Here is a 22,314-nt window from a genome sequence, read left to right on the forward strand (position 1 = left end):
AGCTAGGAATGCGATGAGCCAGGTCGATCTCTACCTCAATGCCGCCGCACGGGCCAATACCCGACGCAGCTATGCGTCAGCCATCCAGCACTTCGAGATCGAGTGGGGAGGCTTGTTGCCGGCAACCATCGATTCGGTTGCCCGCTACCTGGCGGCCTATGCCGAATCCCTGTCGCTGAACACGCTGAAGCACCGCCTCGCGGCGCTGTCGCGCTGGCATCAGGATCATGGCTTTCCGGACCCGACCAAAGCCCCAAAAATTCGGCAACTGTTGAAAGGTATCCGAACGCTGCATCCTGCCCAGGAAAAACGGGCCAAGCCACTGGAACTGGAAATCCTGCGCGGTGTTGCCGACTGGCTGACTTCGGCCACGGCGGCTGCAATCAGCCGGGGGGATTTGACCAGCGCCCTGCGACACACGCGGGACCAAGCCCTGGTTCTCCTCGGTTTCTGGCGCGGGTTCCGCTCCGACGAACTGGCCAACCTTCGCATCGAATTTATCGAAATCAAGCCTGGCGAGGGGCTGACCTGTTTCTTGCCGCGCAGCAAGGGAGATCGCAACCTGGAAGGCCGAAGCTACTCATGTCCAGCACTGTCCCGGCTGTGTCCGGTCGAGGCAGTTGAAGACTGGTTAGCCTTGTCCAAACTGACTGGAGGGCCGCTATTCCGCAAGGTCGATCGCTGGGGGCATCTATCTGAAGTCGAATTGACCCCGAGCAGTATCATTCCCATGCTTCGAAAGTTGCTGAGCCGGGCAGGTGTGGCCGATGCAGAGACCTTCAGTAGTCACTCGCTACGCCGTGGGTTCGCCCAGTGGGCTGGCATGAGCGGCTGGGATATCCGGGAGTTGATGAGTTACGTGGGCTGGCGTGATGTGAAGGCTGCCATGCGCTATCTGGATGGGGTCAGCACCGACCAGAAGGCGCGTTTCGAGCAGGGACTGGATCGGGCGCTGCCAGAAACAGCAACAGCCTCGACCCCACAGTTGCCCAGTCTGCCCGAGGTCCCACTCGCAATGATCGAGGTTTCCATCGATTTGTCTGCCTTCAATGGCGGCCGACGCGGTGTCGCCAATGCCTTGCGGGACATGACGAACACTTGCCTTGCCCAGTTCCAGGCACAACCGTTGGATCAGGATGGCCGTCGATATCAAATTTCCGTCCCGACGCCTTCAACCGACACCCTGGACGAGCACCTCTACACCTTGCTCGACGAACTCCATCGTATTGCCGATGCCCGTGAGTGCTTCCTGGAGGCGGTCTGCCGTGACCCGGCCACCGGCAGGCATTGGGATTGATCCCGCATGACCCAGCTTCACGAGACCGCGTATCCCCGCCTGAAAGCGGACCCATCGGCACAGGATCTCGACGAGATTTATACCCTGACGCCTGATGAAATCAGATTCATCGATAAGACTGTAAAGCGTCCCATTGCTCGCTCGGCTGCATTCATCTACCTGAAGCTGTTTCAGCGTCTTGGGTACTTCGTCCACATCAGGGATGTTCCGGCGGCGATTCGCCAACACATTGTGGTCCAAACGGGGCATCGGCCAGCCAGGGCAGATGAACTTCGGCAGTTCGACCGAACGACGGCGCGCACCACCCTGATTGCTGCCTTGCGACGCTACCTGAATGTTCGCCCTCTGGACGATCAGGGACGCGCCTGGTTACGGCATGTTGCAGAAACCGCCGCAGACAGCCGACATGTGGTGGCCGACATCATCAATGTGATGCTTGAAGAACTGGTGCACCACCGCTACGAACTCCCTGGTTTCTCAACACTCGACCGACTGGCCGTCCAGGCCCGGGAAAAGATCCACGACGTCCATTTTGCGAGCCTTGCCGACCAACTTGATGCCAAGGTGAAAGCCTTGATCGACAACTTGTTCAAGGTCAAGTCGGGTGAGACCAGCAGTACCTGGAACCTGCTCAAGCGCGAACCAAAAAAGCCAACCAACAAGGAAACCCGCTTCTATCTCCAGCATATCCGCAGGCTCCAGTTGCTGGTCGACCAACTACCCATCCCCGATATTCCCGTTCCAAAACTCAAACAGTACCGCTACATCGCCCGTTCGCTGGATGCGACAGAAATGGCGGAGCTGAAGCCCCAGAAGCGCTATGCCCTGGCGGTCATCTACATCCGCTCGCAATTTGCCCAGACGCTTGACGATGCGGCCGACCTATTCGTCCGCATGCTCCAGAACCTGGACAATCAGGCACGCAACAAGCTGGGTGAATACCAGCAGGAACACCTCCAGCGAACTGATCGCCTGATCGGCCAGTTGAAAGAGATGTTGCTGGCCTACCGGATCGACGGCACGGATCATCAACGGGTGGAAGCCATCGGCGGCAGCCTGATCGCCGAGGTCGATGACCTGGTGGCCATCTGCGATGAGCACATGGCTTACGCCGGACGCAATCATCTGCCGTTCCTCATCCAGCCTTACAAGATGGTTCGAGCTCAGTTGCTGAACTGTATCGAAATCGTCAATCCGCAGAGCAGCAGTGAAGACGATACCCTGATCCGGATGATGAAAGCGTTGCAGGCGCTACGTGGCACCCGGCACGAAGTCGTTCCGCTATCGTTGGTCGGTCTGAATGTCGAGGAGGACTTCCAGTGGCTCCCCTCGACCTGGCGGAAGCTGGTCATTTCCGAACGCGCCGACGGTCAGGTCGTTGCCATCAATCGCCGTTACTTCGAATTGGCGGTTCTGTATGCGATCCGCGATGAACTGAAGTCGGGCGATCTGTTTATTCAGCACGGTGAGCGCTACGACGACTACCGGGAACAACTGGTTGATGACGACACCCTGAATCGGGAATTGGCGCAGTATGGCGAGGTCACCGGTGTCGAAACGGATTCCAGGGCCTTTACCGAGTCCTTGAAGGCGGCTTTACTGGAGACGGCTGAGGAGGTCGATGCCGAATTTCCCGAAAATGCCTATGCCGAAATCGTCGATGGCCGGCTGATCCTGAAGAAACCGCCAGCCAGCGAACCACCGCCCGGCATCAGGGCGATCGACCAGCTAATCACCGAGCACATGGAGAACATCAGTATCGTCGACGTACTGATCGACACCGAGCGCTGGCTGCAATTGCACAAGTTGTTTCGGCCCTTGATGGGGACCGAAAGCCGGATCGAGGAATTGCGGCCACGAGTGATCAGCACCTTGTTCTGTTATGGCTGCAACCTCGGACCGACCCAGACGGCGCGCTCAATTCGGGGCATGAGCCGCAAGCAGATCGCTTGGCTCAACATCAAGTACGTAACGGAAGAGGTGCTGGAAAAAGCCATCGTCAAAGTCATCAATGCCTACAACAAGTTCGAATTGCCTGGCTACTGGGGATCAGGCAAGCATGCTTCGGCCGACGGCACGAAATGGAACCTCTACGAGCAAAATCTGATTTCCGAGCATCACATCCGCTACGGCGGCTATGGCGGTATCGGCTACTACCATGTTTCCGACAAGTTCATTGCGCTGTTCAGCCACTTCATTTCCTGTGGTACCTACGAAGGCACCCACATCCTCGATGGACTGATGACCAATACCTCGGATATCCGACCGGACACCATTCACGGTGATACCCAAGCCCAGAGCTACACGGTTTTTGCTCTTTCCCACCTCTTGGGTATCAAGCTGATGCCGCGCATCCGTGGCATCAAGGATCTGGTATTCCATCGCCCCGACAACAACAAGAAGTTCACCCATATCGACCGATTATTCAGTGATGACATCAATTGGCAGATGATCGAGACTCATCTGCCGGACATGCTGCGCGTGGCCGTTTCCATCAAGCTCGGGAAAATTTCTGCCTCGGCCATCCTGCGCCGCCTGGGGACTTACAGTCGAAAGAACAAGCTGTATTTCGCCTTTAAGGAACTCGGCAAAGTAATCCGAACCATGTTTCTGCTGAAATACGTTGGCAACGTCGAACTACGCCGGCTCATCCACGCGGAAACCAACAAGTCGGAGCAATTCAATGGTTTCGAGAAAAAACTGTTCTTCGGCGGAGAAGGGGTGATTGCCGAAAACCTGCGCCATGAACAGCGCAAGATCATCAAGTACAACCATCTTGTTGCCAACCTGGTCATCTTGCACAACGTGGTGGGGATGAGCCGGGTGCTGAAGCAACTCCAAGCCGAAGGGGCTGTGATCAACCAGGAAGTCTTGGCTGGACTGGCACCATACCGGCTGGAGCACATCAATCGTTTCGGCGATTACGTGCTGGATTTCCGCCGCAAGGCCGAAGCGCTGGATGAGGGATTCCGGATTTTGGAGGCCGAATCAACAAGCCAAGGTCAATGACTATTGAATTTCTCGGAGAGAATCCCAATATCATGGATTGCCATGCGCGTGCGTGGTCACTTTAGGGAGATGTTCATGAGCAAGACACTGACCGGCAGTGGTTCGATCACGATGAAAAATCTGAATGGAACCTCAGACAAAAATTGTAGTTGCGGTACTTGGCTTGGCCACTGGAAGAAGTTTGCGAAGGCTTCCGCAACGCCAAAAGCCACGTGCAAGGGTGTGACTCTCAAGCTGAGGTTGGGGCGCATATCATTTTGCCGAACATGAAAGACGAATCGCTGCGAAAACTCAACTACATTGCGCCGATGTGTAAGTCACACAACAATCAGCCGGACACTGAGTTCAAATCCAAGCCTGACAAAGTTTTTGTCAGCGCAAACAAAGCACTGACCTGCGGAGCCTAAGCTTCAACTGAAGAGGGTAGGCCGGTGAAAACTGGCCTTCACTTCAAATAAGGTGATTTTCTTTTCGGAACAATCAACTAAGCGATTTTTTCGAGGATTTCGGATGATTCCCGGCCGACCCTCTCGTAGAAGGCGAAGGCGGCCCTGTAGGCGGCCTTCATCACGTCATCCGGAAAACGGCGCAGCTTGACGCCCTGGGCCAGCAGGCGCGTCAGGGCCGGCGGATTCTTGGCGTCGTATTCGGCGGTGGTGAGCAGGTGGGCTTCTGCCGCCGCCACCTCGAAGGCCTGCTGGTAGGCCTTGGGCAGTTTTTCCCATTCCCGGGCATTGACCAGGAAACTCAGCTGGGCACTGGGTTCCCACCAGCCCGGATGGTAGTAATAGCGGGCCACCTTGAAGAAGCCCAGCTTCTCGTCATCGTAGGGGCCGGACCATTCGGCGGCGTCGATGGCGCCCTTTTCCAGGGCCGGATAGACGTCGGCCCCGGGAATGGTCTGGGGCACCGCCCCTAGGCGCGCCATGATTTCCCCGCCCAGGCCTGGAATGCGCATCTTCAGGCCCTTGAGATCGGCCAGGCCCTGCAGTTCCTTGCGGAACCAGCCCCCCATCTGGGCGCCGGTGTTGCCGCCGGGGAAGTTGATGACGCCGTAATCCCGGTACAGCTCCCGCAGCAGGGTCAGACCGTTGCCGAAATGCATCCAGGCCGTCTGCTGGCGGGTGGTGAGGCCGAAGGGCAGGACGCTGTCGAAGGCGAATGCCCGGTTCTTGCCGACGTAGAAGGAACCCAGGGTGTGGCCGCACTCCACGGTGTCCTGCTGCACCGCATCCAGGGCCTGCAGACCGGGGACGATTTCGCCCGCGGCGAAGGGGCGGATCTGGAAGCGTCCCTCGGTCAGGGCCGCCACCCGATTGGCCAGCACTTCGCTGGCGCCGTAGAGGGTATCCAGGCTCTTCGGATAGCTGGAGGCCAGGCGCCAGCGCACCACCGGCTGGCCGTCCGCCGCCCGGGCCGTAGCCGCGCCCAGGGCCGCCGAAGCGCCGGCGCCGAGCAGGAAGTCACGTCGTTGCATGGCAGTGTTCTTCCCGAAACCAGGTTGCTGCAGGAAAAATCGGGAGCGGCCGAAACCCGCGTTCCCGCTTACTCCAGGACGGCGCCGGCCTGGCGCAGCAGGTCGGCGATTTCCGTATTGTTGGCGGCCACGGCCCACTTCAGGGCGGTGCCGCCGGCCTCGTTGATCTTGTCCACATCCGGCTTGTGCTTCAGCAGCAGGCGCACCGCTTCGATATGGGCATTGCGGGCCGCCACCATGAGGGCGGTGGTGCCGTTGTCGCTGGTGCCGTTGATGTCGGCGCCGTGGGCCAGCAGGTATTCCATCACCTCCAGCTGGTTGTTGAAGGCCGCATAGGCCAGGGGCGGCCAGCCTTCGCTGCGGTTCACCGGGGCGCCGCCGGCCAGGAGCAGCTTCACCACCGGCAGATGGCCGCGGAAGCTGGCCAGCAGCAGGGCGTCGTCGCCGAAACGATTGCGGGCGGTGACCTTGGCCCGGCGCAGGATCAGCTGGTCCACCAGCTCCGCATTGCCGTTGCGGGCCGCCAGCATGAGCAGGGTGCTGCCTTCGGCATCGGCGGTATTGGGATCGATGCCCCGCTCCAGCAGGGCCACCGCCTCCTCCGTGTGGTTTTCCAGCACGGCCTTGAGGGTGTCGTCGTAGATGCCGGCCAGGACCGGCTGGGCAAGGGGGAAAGCCAGGGAGAGCAGCAGGGCTGCCAGGAGCTTGCGCATGGTGGTTCCTCGAGGGTCAGGCGGCCAGGGCGGTGCCGGCGGCAGGGAAACAGCGGAAGAAATTGGCGGTGGTGGCGGCGGCCACCTCCTGCAGGGTGAGACCGCGCAGGGTGGCGATTTCCTCGGCCACGTGGCGCACGTAGGCCGGTTCGTTGGTCTTGCCCCGGAAGGGCGTTGGTGCCAGGTAGGGCGAGTCGGTCTCCACCAGGATGCGCTCCAGGGGCACCTTGGCGGCCACTTCCTTGACCACCTTGGCGTTCTTGAAGGTGACGATGCCGGAGAAGGAAATGTAGAAGCCCAGGTCCAGGGCCTGTTTGGCCACTTCCCAGTCCTCGGTGAAGCAGTGCATGACGCCGCCCACCGCTCCGGCCCCCTCCTCCGCCATGAGGCGGATGGTGTCGGCGGCCGAGTCCCGGGTATGGATCACCAGGGGCTTGCCGCAGGCCTTGGCGGCAGCGATGTGGGTGCGGAAGCGCTGTCGCTGCCACTCCGGCTTGTCCTTGTGCCAGTAGTAATCCAGCCCGGTTTCGCCGATGGCGACGACCCGGGGATGGGCGGCCAGGGCCACCAGCTGCTCCGCCGTGGGCTCGGCCCCTTCCGTGTGTTCGGGATGGACGCCGACGCTGGCCAGCAACTGGGGATGGGCCTCGGCCAGGGCCAGGACCCGGGGAAAGTCCTCCAGATTGACGCCGATGCAGACGGCGGCCTGGACTTGGTTGGCTGCCATCTTGGCCAGGATTTCCGGCAGCCTGGCGGCCAGGTCGGGAAAGTCCAGGTGGCAGTGGGAATCGACAAGCATGGTTTCTCTACGCGGGGCCGCCAGGGCCCTCAGATGGTATGGGTGGCGCGGCTGGACTGGAGCAGGCCGCCGAGCAGGCCTTCGATCTTGCGCCGGGCCTCGATGCCGCTCTCGTCGTTGTTGAAATGGATGCCGATGCCCTGGGCCTTGCTGTTCTGGGCCCCGGCCGGGGTCACCCAGACCACGGTGCCGGCGATGGGCAGCTTGGTCGGGTCCTCCATCAGGGAGAGCAGCATGAAAACTTCGTCCCCCAGGGTGTAGCGACGGTTGGTGGGGATGAAGATGCCGCCGTTTTTCAGGTGGGGCATGTAGGCGGCGTAAAGGGCCGACTTGGAATTGATGTTGAGGGAGAGAACGCTGGGGCGGGCTCCGGCGGCGGCTGGAGCGGCAGAACTTGCGGCATTGGTGTCCGACATGGGGTCCTCGCGTCTTTCAGTACAGGGCCCGGTAGGCGAAGAAGAGTTCTTCCAGTACCAAGCGCAGGTTCAACGGATGCTCAGATTGAGCTTTAAATTTAATCAGCAATCTATTGAAATTTATTATTTTAATAGTGCTTGATGAAGCCGCCAGCTGCCCTATTGTAGCGCCATCGTCCTGGAAGTAGCGCGGCGGCAGCCCCTCCGCCACCAGAGCCAGGTCGGCGCTCCATTTCTGCAGCCATTCCACCGTCCGCTTCATGGTGAGGGCGCCGGACTTGTCCGCCTTGAGAGTTTTCTCGATCAGAGCGGCCGCGGCAATGGGGTCCAGCTGGCGTCCCTTCTGCAACTGCCCGAGCAGGGCATCGAGCAGACTGCGCTGGCCGCTGCCGGCCAGTTCCGCCGCCAGGCGCGGCGCCCCGCCGGCCAGGGCCAGCCAGCGCCCGCCGTCGCTGACCTTCTGCGCCGCCAGCCAGGCGGTGGCCGCCTGGGGCGACGGCAGGGGCACTTCCACGGTCTGGCAGCGGCTGCGGATGGTTGGCAGGAGCCGGTCGGCCTCGCTGGACACCAGCAGGAACAGGGTGTCGGGCCGGGGTTCTTCCAGGCTCTTCAACAGCGCGTTGGCGGTGTTGCGGTTCATGGCCTCCGCCGGGTGCAGCAGGACGATGCGCACCCCCTGGCGGTGGGTGCCGACGTGGAGGAAGTCGTCCAGCCCCCGCACCTGGTCGATGGTGATCTGCTGGCTGGGCTTCTTCTTGCCCGTTTCCTCGTCGGCCTCGGCCTCTTCGTCGCTCATGGCCGCCGGTTGCACCAGCCGGAAATCCGGGTGGTTGCCCTGCCCCAGCCAGTTGCAGGCGGAACACTGGCCGCAGGCATGGCCGTCCATGCCCGGCGCCTCGCAGAGCAGGCCGGCGGCAAAGGCCCGGGCCAGTTCGAACTTGCCGACGCCGCGCTGGCCGATCAGCAGGAGGGCGTGGGGAAGCTGCGCACGCCGCCCCTGGAGCCGTTGCCAGGCCGATTCCTGTAATTGAAATATATTCATAAACAAATAGTTGAAATCAATTCTTCAATTGATTTCTTAATTTCATCCACGGTCCGGTCGGCCTGTACCACCCGGATGCGGCCGTTGGACTGGCCGGCCCGTTGCAGATAGCACTGGCGCACCCGCTCGTGGAAATCAGCCTCTTCCTGCTCGAAGCGGTCGAGGATGCGCTCCTTGCCGATGCGGGCCTGGGCTACCGCCAGGGGCAGATCGAAAAGCAGGGTCAGGTCCGGCTGCAGGTGGCCGTGGACCCAGTCCTCCAGGACTTTCAGCTTGTCCAGGGATAGCCCCCGGCCGCCGCCCTGGTAGGCCACGGTGGCATCGGTGAAACGGTCCGAGATGACCCAGGTGCCGGCCGCCAGGGCCGGCTCGATGACCTCGGCCAGGTGCTCCCGGCGGGCAGCGAACATCAGCAGGGCCTCGGTTTCCAGGTGCATGGGCTCGGCCAGCAGCAGGGCCCGCAGCTTTTCCCCCAGGGGCGTGCCGCCGGGCTCCCGGGTGGTGACCACGGTCTTGCCCCGGGCCGTGAGCTGGTCTGCCAGCCACTGGATGTGGGTGCTCTTGCCGGCCCCGTCGATACCTTCGAAGGTGATGAATTTTCCGCGCATGGTCATCCTGTAATCAGCGTCCGCCCCGCTGGTATTTGTTTACCGCCCGGTTGTGCTCGTCCAGGGAGGAGGAAAAATGGCTGCTGCCATCGCCCCGGGCGACGAAATAAAGGGCCGGGCTGGCAGCGGGATGGAGCGCCGCCTGCAGGGCCGCCTGGCCGGGCATGGCGATGGGCGTGGGCGGCAGGCCGCCCCGGGTGTAGGTATTGTAGGGCGTATCGGTGAGCAGGTCCTGGCGCCGCAAATTGCCGTCGAAGCGCTCGCCCATGCCGTAGATGACCGTGGGGTCGGTCTGCAGCAGCATGCCCTGGCGCAGGCGATTGACGAACACTGCGGCGATATGGGGCCGGTCCGCGGCCCGACCCGTTTCCTTTTCCACGATGGAAGCGAGGATCAGGGCCTGGTAGGGATGCTGCAGGGGCAGGCCCGGGTCCCGGGCCGCCCATTCGGTCTGGAGGCGCTTCTGCATAGCCCGGTAGGCCCGGGCCAGCAGGTCCAGGTCGCTGGACTGCTTGCTGAAGAGATAGGTGTCGGGGAAGAACAGTCCTTCCGGATGGCTTTCGGCGGCGCCAATGCGCTGCAGCAGTTCCCGGTCCGACAAGCCGGCGCCGTCATGGCGCAGGTCGGGGTGGGCATTGAGCTTGTCCCGCAGCTGGCGGAAATTCCAGCCCTCGATGATGGCCAGTTCGCTCTGGCTGACGTCACCCCGGGTCAGCTTCTGCAGCAGAGCCCACAGGGTGATGCCCTGCTCCACCTCGTAGCTGCCCGCCTTGAGGGCCGCGGCGCTGCGGCTGGCCCGGGCCAGGGCCTCGAAGGCCCAGGGATTGAGATCGATGCCCGCCTCCACCATCTGCCGGGCGGCTGCGCGGGCACTGCTGCCGGGCTGCACCTGGAAGTCCAGGGGCGAGGCATTGAGGCGGACCGGGCTCAGGGCCAGCCAGGCCAGGCCGCCGCCGCCCAGCAGGGCCGCGAGGATCAGCAGGGACAACAGTCTGCGGAACAAGCGCATAGGAAAGCGGGTCTAGGGGAACGGCTGCCGCCACCGGCCTGGCCGTTGCCGAGAATTCGGGGTAAAAGGAGGCGATATAATAGCCCAAGCCCTGTATTCTCCCCAGCTATTGACGCCCGCGCCGGCCAATGACGACGCGGACCTGCTGTACGAGCCGGCCCCCGATGGCCGACCGTTTCCGACAAGCGACTCACGAAAACCCTTAACTTTCCCCCAATTGCCACGGAAATCCCCATGAACGCTCTCTGGAAAAACACCCTGGAAACGGCTGGCGCCAAGTTCGACGCCGATCTGGTCACCGATTTCGGCGATGCCGCCGGCGAACGCCAGGCCGCCCTCAACGGACCGGTGCTGGCTCCCCTTTCCCACCTGGGCCTGATCGCCGTCGGCGGCGAGGATGCCAAGTCCTTCCTGCACAACCAGGTGACCAGCGATGTGAACCACCTGAAAGCCGAAGCGGCCCAGCATTCCGCCTGGTGTACCGCCAAGGGCCGCATGCTGGCCAGCTTCCTGCTGTGGAAGGAAGGCGACGCCTACCAGGTGCAGCTGGCTGCCGAACTGCAGCCCGCCATCCAGAAGCGCCTGCAGATGTTTGTGCTGCGGGCCAAGGTGCAGATCACCAGTCGCAGCGACGAAGTGGCCCTGATCGGCCTGGCCGGACCGGGCAGCGCCGCCCTGCTGGCCCAGGCCGCTTTGCCGGTGCCGGCCCAGCCCCTGGAAGCACTGGAAGCGCCGGCGGGCAAGGTGATCCGCCTGGAAGGCAAGGAGCGCTTCGAAATCGCCGTGGCCGTGGCCGCCGCGCCCAGCCTGTGGGCAGCCCTGGCCGCCGGTGCCCGCCCCGTGGGCACGCCGGTATGGCAATGGCTGCAGATCCAGGCCGGCATTCCCCACATCAGCGGCCCCACCCAGGAAGCCTTCGTGCCCCAGATGGCCAATTTCGAACGCATCGGCGGCGTCAGCTTCCACAAGGGCTGCTACCCGGGCCAGGAAATCGTTGCCCGCACCCAGTACCTGGGCAAGGTCAAGCGCTCCCTCTTCCGCGCCAAGGTGGCTGCTCCGGTCCGGGCTGGCGACGCCCTTTTCTCCACCCTGGCCGACGAGAACCACGGCGGTACCGTGGTCAATGGGGCACCGGCAGCGGACGGCAGCTGGGAGCTGCTGGCAGTGATCCCGGAAAACTGCGCCAGTGGCGGCCCGGTGCATGCCGGCGGCCCGGACGGCCCGGTGCTGGAACTGCTGCCCCTGCCCTACTAAAAAACCATTGCCACAGAGCGCACAGAGAACACAGAGTTAAACCCCGGGTATTTTGACCCCGGCAGGCTGAACTGGCGCCGTTGTCCTTTTGGCGCACACCCGCTTTTCCCTCTGTGCTCTCTGTGGCCAAAAATCCTTCCCATGTGCCTCATCCTCCTCGCCTGGCAGACCCATCCGGATTACCCCCTGGCGGTTTGTGCCAACCGGGATGAATTCCATGCGCGCCCCACCCTGGCCGCCGATTTCTGGAGCGACCAGCCCGGCATCCTGGCCGGAAGGGACCTGCAGGCCGGCGGCACCTGGCTCGGCATCGACCGGCGGCGGCGCTTTGCCGCCGTCACCAACTACCGGGATCCCAAGGCTCCCGAAGGCCAGCGCTCCCGGGGCGACCTGACCCGGGACTATCTGGCCGGCGACCTCTCGCCCCGGGACTTCCTCTCCGGACTGGACGGCGGGGCCTACGGCGGCTTCAACCTGTTTCTCGCCGACCGGGACAGCCTCTGTTACTACTCCAACCGGCAGGGCCGCATCCAGGAACTTCCGCCCGGCATCTACGGCCTTTCCAACCATCTCCTGGAAACCCCCTGGCCCAAGCTGGTGGCGGCCAAGGCCCGTTTCAGCGAGGCCCTGCAGGCCCTGCCGGAGACCGAACCCCTGTTCCATCTGCTGGCAGATCCCACCCGCTGGCCCGACGAGCACCTGCCGGATACGGGCGTCTCCCTGGAATGGGAAAGAATGCTCTCCGCCATCTTCGTCCAGTCACCGGCATACGGCACCCGGGCCTCCACCGTCCTGACGGTGGATCGGCAGGGAGAGGTCTGCCTGACGGAGCGCAGTTTCAACGCCGCCGGCCCCAGCGGCGAAGTGCAGCGGCACTTCCAGGCTGACTAGGATGACCCGGGCGTCCTGTTAAGGGGGCCGCCGCTGCCGGCTGAAGGCCTTTGGTGGCGCGGCGTCATCCACCGGGCCATCGGCAGGCACGATGGCTATTGCCCATGCCGAGGTGCCTCGACATCAAATAAATCGGCATTTTTCCAAGAATCGTTTGACAGCCCCTTGGGGGGTGCGTATAACGGATCGGGCTAAATCTTCAAGTTCCAGATTCAAGTTCATCGTTGTCCCTCTGCATAGTGGTACTCCATTGTTCCATGTAGTCTCCCTTGATTATTGCGCGCCTCGAGCATCTGCTCATTTTTTAAGCTGTTTTTAAGGAATACAAAATGGAAACTGGTACCGTTAAGTGGTTCAACGACGCTAAGGGCTTCGGCTTCATCACCCCGGACAATGGCGGCCCCGATCTGTTCGCCCACTTCTCCGAAATCAAGGCTGACGGCTTCAAGTCCCTGAGCGAAGGCCAGAAGGTTAACTTCGTCGCCGGTCAAGGCCAAAAGGGCCCCCAGGCAACCAACATTCAGCCCCTGTAATCCAGGTTCGCTGAACGGTTGTAAAAAAAGCCCCGCACTGCGGGGCTTTTTTCATGGTGCCGGCCGTGGCACCGCTTTTGGAATTTCCATCTGCACAGCCCCAGTCCCAAAAGCTCAATCCTCGACGATATCCACTTCCGTAAACGCCGGGACCCGCTCGAAAAGATCCACGATGTCCGCATTGCCCATGCGGATGCAGCCGTGGGACGCCGGCGTGCCCAGGGCGGCCTCGTCCGCCGTGCCATGGATGTAGATGTAGCGGGCCATGGTATCCACCGGGCCGAGCCGGTTGAAGCCTGGCTCCCGGCCACAGAGCCAGAGAATGCGGGAGAGAATCCAGTCCCGCTCCGGCATGGCGGCAGCCAGTTCCGGCGTGCAGATTTCGCCGGTGAAGCGGCGGCCGCGGAATACGGCATGGGCCGGCAGGCCCTCGCCGATCTTGGCCCGCACGTAATGGCGGCCCCGGGGGGTACAGAAGCTGCCGCTCTCCTCCCCCGCGCCCCTGGCCGAGGTGGAGACGGGATAGCCGCGCAGCACCCGGCCCTGATCGTCCAGCAGTTCCAGGACCTGGCGCCCGAGGGAGACGCGCAGTTTCATGCCTTGGCCGCCTTGCGCCGTTCGGCAAAGAAACGGGAGAGCAGCTGGCCGCATTCGTCGGCCAGGACGCCGCCGACGATTTCCGTGTGGTGGTTGAGCTGGTCCACCGCGAACAGGTCGAGCACGCTGGCGTGCACGCCGGTCTTGGGGTCCCGGGCGCCATAAACCACCCGGGCGATGCGGGAATGCATGATGGCGCCGGCACACATGGCGCAGGGCTCCAGGGTGACGAACAGCTCGCAGCCGGGCAGCCGGTAATTGCCCAGGTTGCGGGCCGCATCCCGCAGGGCCGCCACTTCGGCGTGGGCCGTGGGATCGCTGTCGCCGATGGGCGAATTGAAACCCCGGCCGACGATGACGCCTTCCCGCACGACGACGGCGCCCACCGGCACCTCCCCCAGGCAGCCGGCAGCCACGGCCTGGGACAGGGCTTCACGCATGAAAAATTCGTCGGTCATGGGCGGAAAAAGGACGGCAAAGAGGCGAAATAAGGGAAAAAGGCGGCAGCGAATCGAAGCAGGCCCATAGTTTACCTCATGGCCTGCGGGCCCAGCGCCTATAATCGCCCCTTCGCCTCACGCTGCCTCCCGTTTCGCCATGCCTGCAAAAGCCAAAGCCACGCCCGCCCCTGCCGCCGCCTCCATGCCGGAAATCCGCCCCGGCCAGTCCCTCGATCTGCTCAAGGAACTGCACATCCTGACCCGGGACGGCAAGATGAACCAGGACAGCCGGCGCAAGCTGAAGCAGGTCTACCACCTGTACCAGTTCATCGAGCCCCTGCTGCTCGAGCTGCTGCAGGACAAGCCGGAATTCACCCTGGTGGACCACGGCGCCGGCAAGAGCTACCTGGGCTTCATTCTGTACGACCTGTTCTTCAAGTCTGGCGCCCCCCTGGCCCGCATCGTCGGCATCGAGACCCGGGACGAACTGGTGGGCAAATCCCGGGAACTGGCCCAACGGCTGGGCTTTCCCGGCATGGAATTCCACAACCTGTCGGTGGCCGACTCCATCACCTCGCCCCTGCTGCCGCCCCGGGTGGACATGGTCACGGCCCTGCATGCGTGCAACACGGCCACGGACGACGCCATCCGCTTCGCCCTGGAAAAGCAGGCCCGTTTCATCGTCCTGGTGCCCTGCTGCCAAGCGGAAGTGGCGGCGGTGCTGAACAAGAACAAGGGCAAGTCCCTGGGCCAGACGGTGCTGACGGAAATCTGGCGCCACCCCATCCACACCCGGGAATTCGGCAGCCAGCTGACCAACGTGCTGCGCTGCCTGCAGTTGGAGGCCCACGGCTACCAGGTCCGGGTGACCGAACTGGTGGGCTGGGAGCATTCCATGAAAAACGAGCTGATCATCGCCACCTACAAGAACCTGCCCCGGCGCAAGCCCGCCGAGCGCCTCAACGAACTGCTGCAAAGCCTGGGACTGGAAGAGATGCAGTCCCGCTTCTTCACCGCTGTGCCCGACCGGACGGCACATTCCGAATCATCAACGTAGTAGACCCGCGAAGGAATCCAGTTGGCCAAAACCAATTTTCAGTTTGAAAAACGCCAGAGGGAATTGGCCAAGAAAAGGAAAAAGGAGGAAAAGCTGCGCCGCAAGCAGGAAGGCCTGCCGGACGACACTCCGGAAAATCAGGAGCCGGCTGAGGGCAGCGAAGGCGCCGCCAACGACGACGCCCCGCCTGCCGTGCCCGCCGCCTGATCTGGCTTCACGCCGCCCCAGTCGCCGAACCGTCCGGATTTTTCCGGCGCTTCGGCGATTTGTTTTTGCCCTCCCCCAGGAAGCGGGAGCGCATCAGGCTTTCCTGCCAGATGCCGGCCACGGCGGCGCCGGCGGCGAAGCTACTCTGCAGGTCGCCGCTGGAAACCGCTTGCAGCAAGCCTTCCAGGGCCCGCCCCAGGGCCGCCTGTTCTGCCGCCTGGCGGGCCCGGTAGAGGCGCATGTTCTGCTTCACCTGCTCACTGCGTTCCGCATAGCGGCTACGGGGCCGTCCCCGGCTGGGGCGTTGTTCCGGATTGGCGTCGTCCATGGCAGTTAATTTTGATAACGTTATCTAAATTATAGACGATGGGCGCAAAAAAGCCGCCCCGGGGCGTAACCCCGGGACGGCCTGGGAGAGACGGGCGCAGACGTCGTCAGCCCAGCACGGACGGCAGCAGGGCCTCCAGCGACGTGGTGGGACGGCCGATGAGGCGGCTCAGCTGGTGCTGGTCGTCGAACAGGGCGCCCCGGGCCGCAGCGGCATCGGAGTCGGCCAGCAGGGCCGCCAGGGGCGCCGGCAGGCCGGCCTTGAGCAGGGCGGCCTCGAAATCGGCCTGACTCAGGTTCACATAGGGCACGGCCCTGCCGCTCAGGCGGGTGATGGCGGCGGCCAGATCGGCCAGGGTGTAGGCCGTGTCCCCGGCCAGTTCATGGACCTTGCCGGCCTGATCGGGCTGGGTGAGGACGGCAGCGGCCGCCTCGGCATAGTCGGCCCGGGCCGCCGAGGCGATGCGCCCCTCGCCGGCGGCGCCGATGTAGGCGCCGTGCTGCAGGGCCGGAGCGACGCTGGCCAGGTAGTTCTCGGTGTACCAGCCGTTGCGCAGGATCACGTGGGGCAGTCCGGACTGGCGCAGCAGGGCTTCGCTCTGACGATGCTCTTCCGCCAGCCCGAGGGGCGAGGTATCGGCATGCAGCAGGCTGGTGTAGGCCAGCAGGCCCACGCCGGCTGCCTGGGCGGCCTCGATGGCATTGCGGTGCTGGGGCAGGCGCTGGCCCACTTCGCTGGAGGAAATGAGCAGCACCTTCTCGGCACCAGCGAAAGCGGTACGCAGGCTTTCCGGTTGGCTGTAGTCGGCCTGGCGCACGACGATGCCCTGGGCCGCCAGGTCGGCGGCCTTGGCCGGGTTGCGCACGGCGGCGACGATGCGGCTGGCGGGAACCTGCCGTTGCAGCAGGGACTGGATGACCAGGCGGCCCAGTTGGCCGGTGGTGCCGGTAACGACGATCATGGAATTGCTCCTTCTTCTCTGGTTGGAGGCGGAAAGCATTGGCCACTGGCCGCCTCCCGCCCCGGGCTTGGGTTTTGCCAAGGGAAATGGGAGAATAGCAACCATACAAACTAAAAATAAGTACGCACACAAAGGTAAGTACCCATGCCCTCCTCCCCACTCGCCGTTCCGGCCCCCACTCCCGCCGAGACACCGACCCTGGCCGAACTGATGCGCCGGGGCGACGTCTTTTCCGACCGCTGCCCCTCCCGGGAAGTACTGCAGCACGTCACCAGCCGCTGGGGCGTGCTGGTGCTGGTGGCCCTGCTGGAGGGCACCCACCGCTTCAGCGACCTGCGGCGCAAGGTGGCCGGCGTCAGCGAACGCATGCTGGCCCAGACCCTGCAATGGCTGGAGGCCGACGGTCTGGTGCGGCGCCAGGCCTTCCCGGTGGTGCCGCCCCATGTGGAATACAGCCTGACGGGCCTGGGCCGGGAGGCCGGGGCGCGGGTCCAGGCCCTGGCGGACTGGATCGAGGGCAACCTGGCGGACATCCTGGCTGCCCGGGAGACGGTGCAGCGGGACAAGTCCGCCAACCGCCCCAAATAGGGGCTCGCGACCATGACCTCCAGCAACTTCCGCCTGCGCCCCATGCAAGGGGCCGACCTGCCCGCCGTGCTGGCGCTCCAGGCCCGGGCCTACGCGCCCTTCTTCCATGAGGACGAAGCCGTCTTTCGCGGCAAACTGGCGGCCTTTCCGGACTGGTGCTGGGTGGCGCAGATGGCGGACGGCGAACTGGCCGCCTACCTTTTCACCCAGCCCGCCCGCCTGGGCCGCCCGCCCTGTCTTGGCGACGGCGGCGGTAGCCAAGGGGATGGCGCCGACACCCTGCACCTGCATGACATGGCCGTCAGCCCCCTGGCCCGGGGGGCAGGGCTGGCGGCCCGCATGACGGCCCATGCCATGAAGGCCGCACAGAAAGCCGAGTTCCGGCATGGCCGCCTGCGGTGGGCCAGCCTGATTGCCGTCCAGGGCTCCGTGCCCTACTGGGCCCGTCACGGCTTCGTTCCCGGGCAGGTAGCGCCCGATCTTTCCTCCTACGGGCCGGGAGCGGCCTACCTGGTCCGCCCCCTGGCTCCCAAGCTGCTGCCCTAGCCCCCCACCACGCCACCGTCTTCGCGCCGGATCACCACGGTGCCGGAACGGGGCCGGCCGGCCGGCGTTTCCGGGAACTGGCTGTGGGGCCAGTGGGAAATGGCGGTGGCCTTGGCCGGCTCGGAACGCTCGCTGGCCGGCTCCCCCGGGTGCTGGATATTGACGAACAGGGTCCGCCCGTCCGGCGTGCTGGTGATGCCGGTGATCTCGCAGCCCTTGGGCCCGGTGAGGAAGCGCTTGACCTGGCCCGTCGCCACGTCGGCCACGAGCATCTGGTTGTTGCCCAGGCGGGCGTAGTCGCCCTGGTTGAGGACGCTGGTGGAAACGTCGGTCTGGATCCACAGGCGGCCGGCGGCGTCGAACCACAGGCCATCCGGGCTGCCGAAGGCATCGCCCTTGATGTTGCCGCGGCGGGAAGCCTCCGGATGCTGGGGGTCGCCGGCCAGGAGGAAAATGTCCCACTCGAAGTCCAGGCTGCCGGCGTCGTGCCGGCCTTTGGCCGGGGTCTCGCGCCAACGCACGATGTGGCCGAAGACGTTGTCGGCCCGGGGATTGGCGGCATTGAGCCCGGGCACTTCACTGGTACCGCGCTTGACGTTGTTGGTGAGGGAAACATAGACCTCGCCGCTCTTGGGATGGACGGCGATCCACTCGGGCCGGTCCATTTTGGTGGCGCTCACCTGGTCGGCGGCCTGGCGGGTACGGATCAGCACCTGGGCCTGGTCGGCAAAGCCGTTTTCCGCCGTAAGGCCGTTCTTGCCGTGTTCCAGGGCCACCCAGCGCCCCTTACCCTCCTCGCCGAACTTGGCCACGTACAGGGTGCCTTCGTCCAGCAGGCTGGCGTTGGCAGCCCGGTCGCCGGGCTGGTAGATGCCCCTGGAGACATACTTGTAGATGTACTCGAAGCGCTCGTCGTCGCCCATGTAGACCACCACCCGGCCATCCGCCGCCAGGGTCACGGTGGCGCCCTCGTGCTTGATGCGGCCCAGGGCGGTGCGCTTGACCGGCGGCTGCATGGGGTTCCACGGATCGATTTCCACCACCCAGCCGAAACGGTGGGGCTCATTGGGGTGCTTGGCGGCGTCGAAGCGCTCGTCGAACTCGTGCCAGCGATAGCCAGCGGTCTTGTCGTTGATGCCGTAGCGTTTCTCGTCCGGCGTGGCGCTCCTGCCGGCCTTGAAGTAGCCGTTGAAATTCTCTTCGCAGGTCAGGTAGGTACCCCAGGGCGTATGGCCCATGGCGCAGTTGTTGAGGGTGCCGAAAATGAGCCGGCCGTGGGGGTCCTGGGCGGTTTTCAGGCCGGCACTGCCGGCGGCCGGGCCGGAGACGGTGATGGCGCTCTGGGCCGTGATGCGGCGGGCGTAGGCGGAAGGCCGTACCACCTGCCAGCGGCCGCCCTCCTCCTTCACTTCGATGACTGAAACCCCGTGGGCCGCCTGGGACTTGGCCACCTTCTCGGCAGACCAGTCGGCCATGCCGCCGGCGTGGAGCAGACCGTCGTCCGTATATTCGTGGTTGATGCACATCAGGCCGTGAGTGGAAGAGAGCTTCCTGCCCTCGACGAAGGGGAAGAAATGCATGCCGTCGTGGTGGCTGCCGGACTGCAGGCGCTGCTCGGCGGCACTGTTGCCCCCATCGGCCCGATAGGCGGGGCCGTCGGACACCGGGTCGCCCCAGGCATAGAGCAGTTCGGCCCGGTAACCGGCCGGCACCCGTACCTGATCCAGCTGGGAAACCGGGATGGGATCGAAACCAATGGGCACCTTGGCCGCCCGCCCGGCATCGGAAGCCGCGCTGACGGCTGCTGCCGGCATGGGCAGGCCGGCCAGGGCAGCGGCTCCCAGGCCGCCGGCCAGCATCTGGCGGCGGCCTGGACTGGTCAGATCGAGAAGATGGGGATTGGGACTGGCATTGCTGCAACAGGCGTCGTCGAAGTCTTTCATGGGAGCCTCGTGGCGAAAACGAGCCATTGTTCGCGCCCCATGTGACAGAACCATGACAGGTGGAAAGGGGTTGGGGGTGCCAACGGCTCAGGCAAGACTTGCAGGGGGAAGAATAATGCCGGACAATTTTGTGAAATATTTCACACAAGTGATCGCCATGGATCAATTTGAAGCCCGCCGTCGCCGCGAATGGATGCTCGTTGGCCTGGTCCTGCTGCTGGCCGTGCTGGCCAACCTGCCCCACGACCTGAGCCAGGCCCTGCATCTCAACACCAACTACCTGGTGGCCGTCCTCGGCCTGATGGTGCTGCTGGCCCTCTTCCTTTACGTCCGCTTCACCTTTTTCCTGCTCTACGCCCTGCTGGTGGTCGGCGCCAACCTGCCGGACCAGTGGGCCGATGGCCTGGGCGTATCGCGCATGCCCCTGCTCATCGCCCTCGGCTTCATGGTGGCCGGTTCCCTGGTGAATCAGGTCACCCGCCTGGTGCCGAGCGGCCTGGAGCCCAAGCCCAAGGTGAAAAGCAGCGAAGGCACCCGAGCCCTGTGCGGCGCGGTAGAACGGAACAACCTGTCCCTGGCCCGCCGCGTCCTGGCCATGGAGATCGATCCCAACCAGATGGACGAACAGGGTCGTCTGCCCCTGGCGATGGCCGCCATGAACGGCCACCTGCCCCTGGTACAGGCCCTGCTCCAGGCCGGCGCCAATCCGACCCAGGCGGCCGGTGACGGCCAGACCGCCCTGATGCTGGCGCAGCAGCACGGCCATGCCGAAGTTGTGAGTGCCCTGCGGGAGACCTTGAAGGATCGGCAGGACGACGAAATGCCGCGCCTCAACCCGGATTCGAGCTTCATCCGGACCTGATCCCCAGGACTCGGAATAAAAAAACCGGACTTCGCGTCCGGTTTTTTATTGGGCCAGGCTGCCTGATATCTATCGGCAGAACGGCACACTCACTCCCACTCGATGGTGGCGGGCGGTTTGCCGGAGACGTCGTACACCACCCGGTTGAGGCCGCGGACTTCGTTGATGATGCGGTTGGAGACCTTGCCCAGCAGCTCGTAGGGCAGATGGGCCCAGTGGGCGGTCATGAAGTCGCTGGTGACCACGGCGCGCAGGGCCACCACGTTTTCGTAGGTGCGGCCGTCGCCCATGACGCCCACGCTCTTCACCGGCAGGAAGACGGCGAAGGCCTGGCTGGTCAGGTCGTACCAGCTCTTGCCGATATCGGCCTCGGTGCAGGCGCCGGCGGCCACGTCCCGCTCGGTGGCCAGGGTGGCGCGCAGTTCGTCGATGAAAATGGCGTCGGCCCGCTGCAGCAGCTTGGCGTACTCCTGCTTCACCTCGCCCAGGATGCGCACGCCCAGGCCGGGACCGGGGAAGGGATGGCGGTAGACCATCTCCCGGGGCAGCCCCAGGGCCACGCCCAGTTCCCGCACCTCGTCCTTGAACAGCTCGCGCAGGGGCTCCAGCAGCTTGAGGTGCATGTCTTCCGGCAGGCCGCCCACGTTGTGGTGGCTCTTGATGGTGTGGGCGCCCTTCTTGCCCTTGCCGGCGGATTCGATCACGTCCGGGTAGATGGTGCCCTGGGCCAGCCACTTGGCGGCGGAGAGCTTTTTCGATTCGGCCTGGAAGACCTCCACGAATTCCTTGCCGATGATCTTGCGCTTCTGTTCCGGGTCGGAAACGCCGGCCAGCTTGCCCATGAAGTCGTCCACCGCATCGACGCGGATGACCTTGACGCCCAGGTTGCGGGCGAACATGTCCATCACCATGTCGCCTTCGTTGAGGCGCAGCAGGCCGTGGTCCACGAAGACGCAGGTGAGCTGGTCGCCGATGGCCTTGTGGATCAGGGCGGCGGCCACGCTGGAATCGACGCCGCCGGAGAGGCCCAGGATGACTTCTTCACTGCCCACTTGGGCGCGAATGGCTGCCACAGCCTCGGCAATGTAGTCGCCCATGACCCAGTCGGTGCCGCAACCGCAGATGCCGTGCACAAAGCTTTCCAGGATGGCCCGGCCCTTCACGGTGTGGGTCACTTCCGGATGGAACTGGACGGCGTAGAACTTGCGTTCCTCGTCGGCCATGCCGGCGATGGGACAGGAAGGGGTGGAAGCCATGAGCTTGAAGCCCGGCGGCAGTTCCATGACGGAATCGCCGTGACTCATCCACACCTTGAGCATGCCGTGGCCTTCGGGGGTGGTGAAGTCGGCGATGTCCTTCAGCAGGGCGGTATGGCCGTGGGCGCGGACTTCGGAATAGCCGAATTCCCGGGCCTTGCCGGCGGCTTCGGCGGTCATCACGGTGCCGCCCAGCTGCTGGGCCATGGTCTGCATGCCGTAGCAGATGCCCAGCACGGGGATGCCCAGTTCGAACACCACCTTGGGGGCCCGGGGGGTATCGCCCTCGGTCACGGAGCTGGGGCCACCGGAGAGGATGATGCCCTTGGCGCCGTAGTTGCGGATGAACTCTTCCGACACGTCGTAGGGGTGGATTTCGCAGAAAACCTTGGCCTCCCGCACCCGGCGGGCGATGAGCTGGGTGACCTGGGAACCGAAGTCGAGAATGAGGATTTTCTGGTGGGCCATGATGGGTCTGCTA

Annotated in this window: 23 protein-coding genes; 10 read left to right on the forward strand and 13 right to left on the reverse strand. The window is 64.1% G+C overall.

What is annotated here, in order from left to right:
* Positions 1–13: 13 nt before the first annotated feature.
* Positions 14–1,297, forward strand: coding sequence for a site-specific integrase (locus AC3QLZ_RS02255; RefSeq protein ID WP_014237679.1), 1,284 nt, complete (start codon positions 14–16; stop codon positions 1,295–1,297).
* A gap of 6 nt (positions 1,298–1,303) precedes the next feature.
* A complete protein-coding gene (locus AC3QLZ_RS02260) occupies positions 1,304–4,306 on the forward strand; it encodes a Tn3 family transposase (protein ID WP_014237680.1) in 3,003 nt (1,000 codons plus the stop codon).
* A gap of 484 nt (positions 4,307–4,790) precedes the next feature.
* On the opposite strand, the gene AC3QLZ_RS02265 is transcribed toward AC3QLZ_RS02260, so the two are convergent.
* The 7 genes from AC3QLZ_RS02265 to mltG form a co-directional block, all read right to left on the reverse strand.
* The gene (locus AC3QLZ_RS02265; RefSeq protein ID WP_014237681.1) at positions 4,791–5,783 is read right to left on the reverse strand and encodes a TRAP transporter substrate-binding protein; all 993 of its coding nucleotides are present in this window, start codon (positions 5,781–5,783) and stop codon (positions 4,791–4,793) included.
* A 68-nt stretch (positions 5,784–5,851) separates the two neighbouring features.
* Positions 5,852–6,496 (reverse strand): ankyrin repeat domain-containing protein, encoded by a 645-nt coding sequence (locus AC3QLZ_RS02270; protein WP_014237682.1) that lies wholly within the window; start codon positions 6,494–6,496, stop codon positions 5,852–5,854.
* A 16-nt stretch (positions 6,497–6,512) separates the two neighbouring features.
* On the reverse strand, positions 6,513–7,295 hold the full coding sequence (locus AC3QLZ_RS02275; RefSeq protein ID WP_014237683.1) for a TatD family hydrolase: 783 nt from the start codon (positions 7,293–7,295) through the stop codon (positions 6,513–6,515).
* A 29-nt stretch (positions 7,296–7,324) separates the two neighbouring features.
* Positions 7,325–7,711 carry a PilZ domain-containing protein gene (locus AC3QLZ_RS02280; RefSeq protein ID WP_014237684.1) on the reverse strand — a complete coding sequence of 129 codons (387 nt, stop codon included), beginning with the start codon at positions 7,709–7,711 and terminating at the stop codon, positions 7,325–7,327.
* Between the two features lie 16 nt (positions 7,712–7,727).
* Complete coding sequence (holB, locus tag AC3QLZ_RS02285) at positions 7,728–8,753, reverse strand: DNA polymerase III subunit delta' (RefSeq protein WP_014237685.1); 1,026 nt, start codon at positions 8,751–8,753, stop codon at positions 7,728–7,730.
* Positions 8,750–9,361: a dTMP kinase gene (gene tmk / locus AC3QLZ_RS02290; protein WP_014237686.1), complete on the reverse strand. Its 612-nt coding sequence runs from the start codon at positions 9,359–9,361 to the stop codon at positions 8,750–8,752. The genes holB and tmk overlap by 4 nt, the downstream gene beginning before the upstream one ends.
* A gap of 13 nt (positions 9,362–9,374) precedes the next feature.
* Positions 9,375–10,370 carry an endolytic transglycosylase MltG gene (gene mltG, locus AC3QLZ_RS02295; RefSeq protein ID WP_014237687.1) on the reverse strand — a complete coding sequence of 332 codons (996 nt, stop codon included), beginning with the start codon at positions 10,368–10,370 and terminating at the stop codon, positions 9,375–9,377.
* Positions 10,371–10,604: 234 nt separating this feature from the next.
* Between mltG and ygfZ the strand changes: the two genes are divergently transcribed.
* The 3 genes from ygfZ (at position 10,605) to AC3QLZ_RS02310 (ending at position 13,048) form a co-directional block, all read left to right on the forward strand.
* The gene (ygfZ, locus tag AC3QLZ_RS02300; RefSeq protein ID WP_014237688.1) at positions 10,605–11,624 is read left to right on the forward strand and encodes a CAF17-like 4Fe-4S cluster assembly/insertion protein YgfZ; all 1,020 of its coding nucleotides are present in this window, start codon (positions 10,605–10,607) and stop codon (positions 11,622–11,624) included.
* A gap of 141 nt (positions 11,625–11,765) precedes the next feature.
* Positions 11,766–12,515, forward strand: coding sequence for an NRDE family protein (locus AC3QLZ_RS02305; RefSeq protein WP_014237689.1), 750 nt, complete (start codon positions 11,766–11,768; stop codon positions 12,513–12,515).
* A gap of 329 nt (positions 12,516–12,844) precedes the next feature.
* Entirely contained in the window at positions 12,845–13,048 is a 204-nt protein-coding gene (locus AC3QLZ_RS02310) for a cold-shock protein (RefSeq protein WP_014237690.1), read from the forward strand.
* 114 nt (positions 13,049–13,162) lie between these two features.
* Here AC3QLZ_RS02310 and AC3QLZ_RS02315 read toward each other — a convergent pair whose 3' ends face one another.
* Both AC3QLZ_RS02315 and tadA read right to left on the reverse strand, forming a co-directional pair.
* Positions 13,163–13,645: a L,D-transpeptidase gene (locus tag AC3QLZ_RS02315; RefSeq protein WP_014237691.1), complete on the reverse strand. Its 483-nt coding sequence runs from the start codon at positions 13,643–13,645 to the stop codon at positions 13,163–13,165.
* Positions 13,642–14,103 (reverse strand): tRNA adenosine(34) deaminase TadA, encoded by a 462-nt coding sequence (gene tadA, locus AC3QLZ_RS02320; RefSeq protein ID WP_014237692.1) that lies wholly within the window; start codon positions 14,101–14,103, stop codon positions 13,642–13,644. The genes AC3QLZ_RS02315 and tadA overlap by 4 nt, the downstream gene beginning before the upstream one ends.
* A 139-nt stretch (positions 14,104–14,242) precedes the next feature.
* Between tadA and AC3QLZ_RS02325 the strand changes: the two genes are divergently transcribed.
* Both AC3QLZ_RS02325 and AC3QLZ_RS02330 read left to right on the forward strand, forming a co-directional pair.
* A complete protein-coding gene (locus AC3QLZ_RS02325; RefSeq protein WP_014237693.1) occupies positions 14,243–15,142 on the forward strand; it encodes a class I SAM-dependent methyltransferase in 900 nt (299 codons plus the stop codon).
* Positions 15,143–15,205: 63 nt separating this feature from the next.
* The gene (locus tag AC3QLZ_RS02330) at positions 15,206–15,349 is read left to right on the forward strand and encodes a hypothetical protein (protein WP_202945971.1); all 144 of its coding nucleotides are present in this window, start codon (positions 15,206–15,208) and stop codon (positions 15,347–15,349) included.
* A 7-nt stretch (positions 15,350–15,356) separates the two neighbouring features.
* Here the strand turns inward: AC3QLZ_RS02330 and AC3QLZ_RS02335 are convergent, their stop codons facing one another.
* Complete coding sequence (locus AC3QLZ_RS02335) at positions 15,357–15,677, reverse strand: hypothetical protein (RefSeq protein ID WP_014237695.1); 321 nt, start codon at positions 15,675–15,677, stop codon at positions 15,357–15,359.
* A 106-nt stretch (positions 15,678–15,783) separates the two neighbouring features.
* Positions 15,784–16,638 carry an SDR family oxidoreductase gene (locus AC3QLZ_RS02340; protein WP_014237696.1) on the reverse strand — a complete coding sequence of 285 codons (855 nt, stop codon included), beginning with the start codon at positions 16,636–16,638 and terminating at the stop codon, positions 15,784–15,786.
* A gap of 144 nt (positions 16,639–16,782) precedes the next feature.
* Here AC3QLZ_RS02340 and AC3QLZ_RS02345 point away from each other — a divergent pair, with 144 nt between their 5' ends.
* The gene (locus AC3QLZ_RS02345) at positions 16,783–17,226 is read left to right on the forward strand and encodes a winged helix-turn-helix transcriptional regulator (RefSeq protein WP_014237697.1); all 444 of its coding nucleotides are present in this window, start codon (positions 16,783–16,785) and stop codon (positions 17,224–17,226) included.
* Positions 17,227–17,238: 12 nt separating this feature from the next.
* Positions 17,239–17,772, forward strand: a complete 534-nt coding sequence (locus AC3QLZ_RS02350; protein ID WP_014237698.1) for a GNAT family N-acetyltransferase — start codon at positions 17,239–17,241, stop codon at positions 17,770–17,772.
* Here AC3QLZ_RS02350 and AC3QLZ_RS02355 read toward each other — a convergent pair.
* Positions 17,769–19,715, reverse strand: coding sequence for a PhoX family protein (locus AC3QLZ_RS02355; RefSeq protein WP_014237699.1), 1,947 nt, complete (start codon positions 19,713–19,715; stop codon positions 17,769–17,771). The genes AC3QLZ_RS02350 and AC3QLZ_RS02355 overlap by 4 nt on opposite strands.
* A 157-nt stretch (positions 19,716–19,872) precedes the next feature.
* Here AC3QLZ_RS02355 and AC3QLZ_RS02360 point away from each other — a divergent pair, with 157 nt between their 5' ends.
* Positions 19,873–20,577: an ankyrin repeat domain-containing protein gene (locus AC3QLZ_RS02360; RefSeq protein ID WP_157870640.1), complete on the forward strand. Its 705-nt coding sequence runs from the start codon at positions 19,873–19,875 to the stop codon at positions 20,575–20,577.
* An 89-nt stretch (positions 20,578–20,666) separates the two neighbouring features.
* Here the strand turns inward: AC3QLZ_RS02360 and guaA are convergent, their stop codons facing one another.
* Positions 20,667–22,301, reverse strand: coding sequence for a glutamine-hydrolyzing GMP synthase (gene guaA / locus AC3QLZ_RS02365; protein WP_014237701.1), 1,635 nt, complete (start codon positions 22,299–22,301; stop codon positions 20,667–20,669).
* Between the last annotated feature and the right edge of the window lie 13 nt (positions 22,302–22,314).

The organism is Azospira sp. MPR-LB4 (assembly GCF_058809525.1).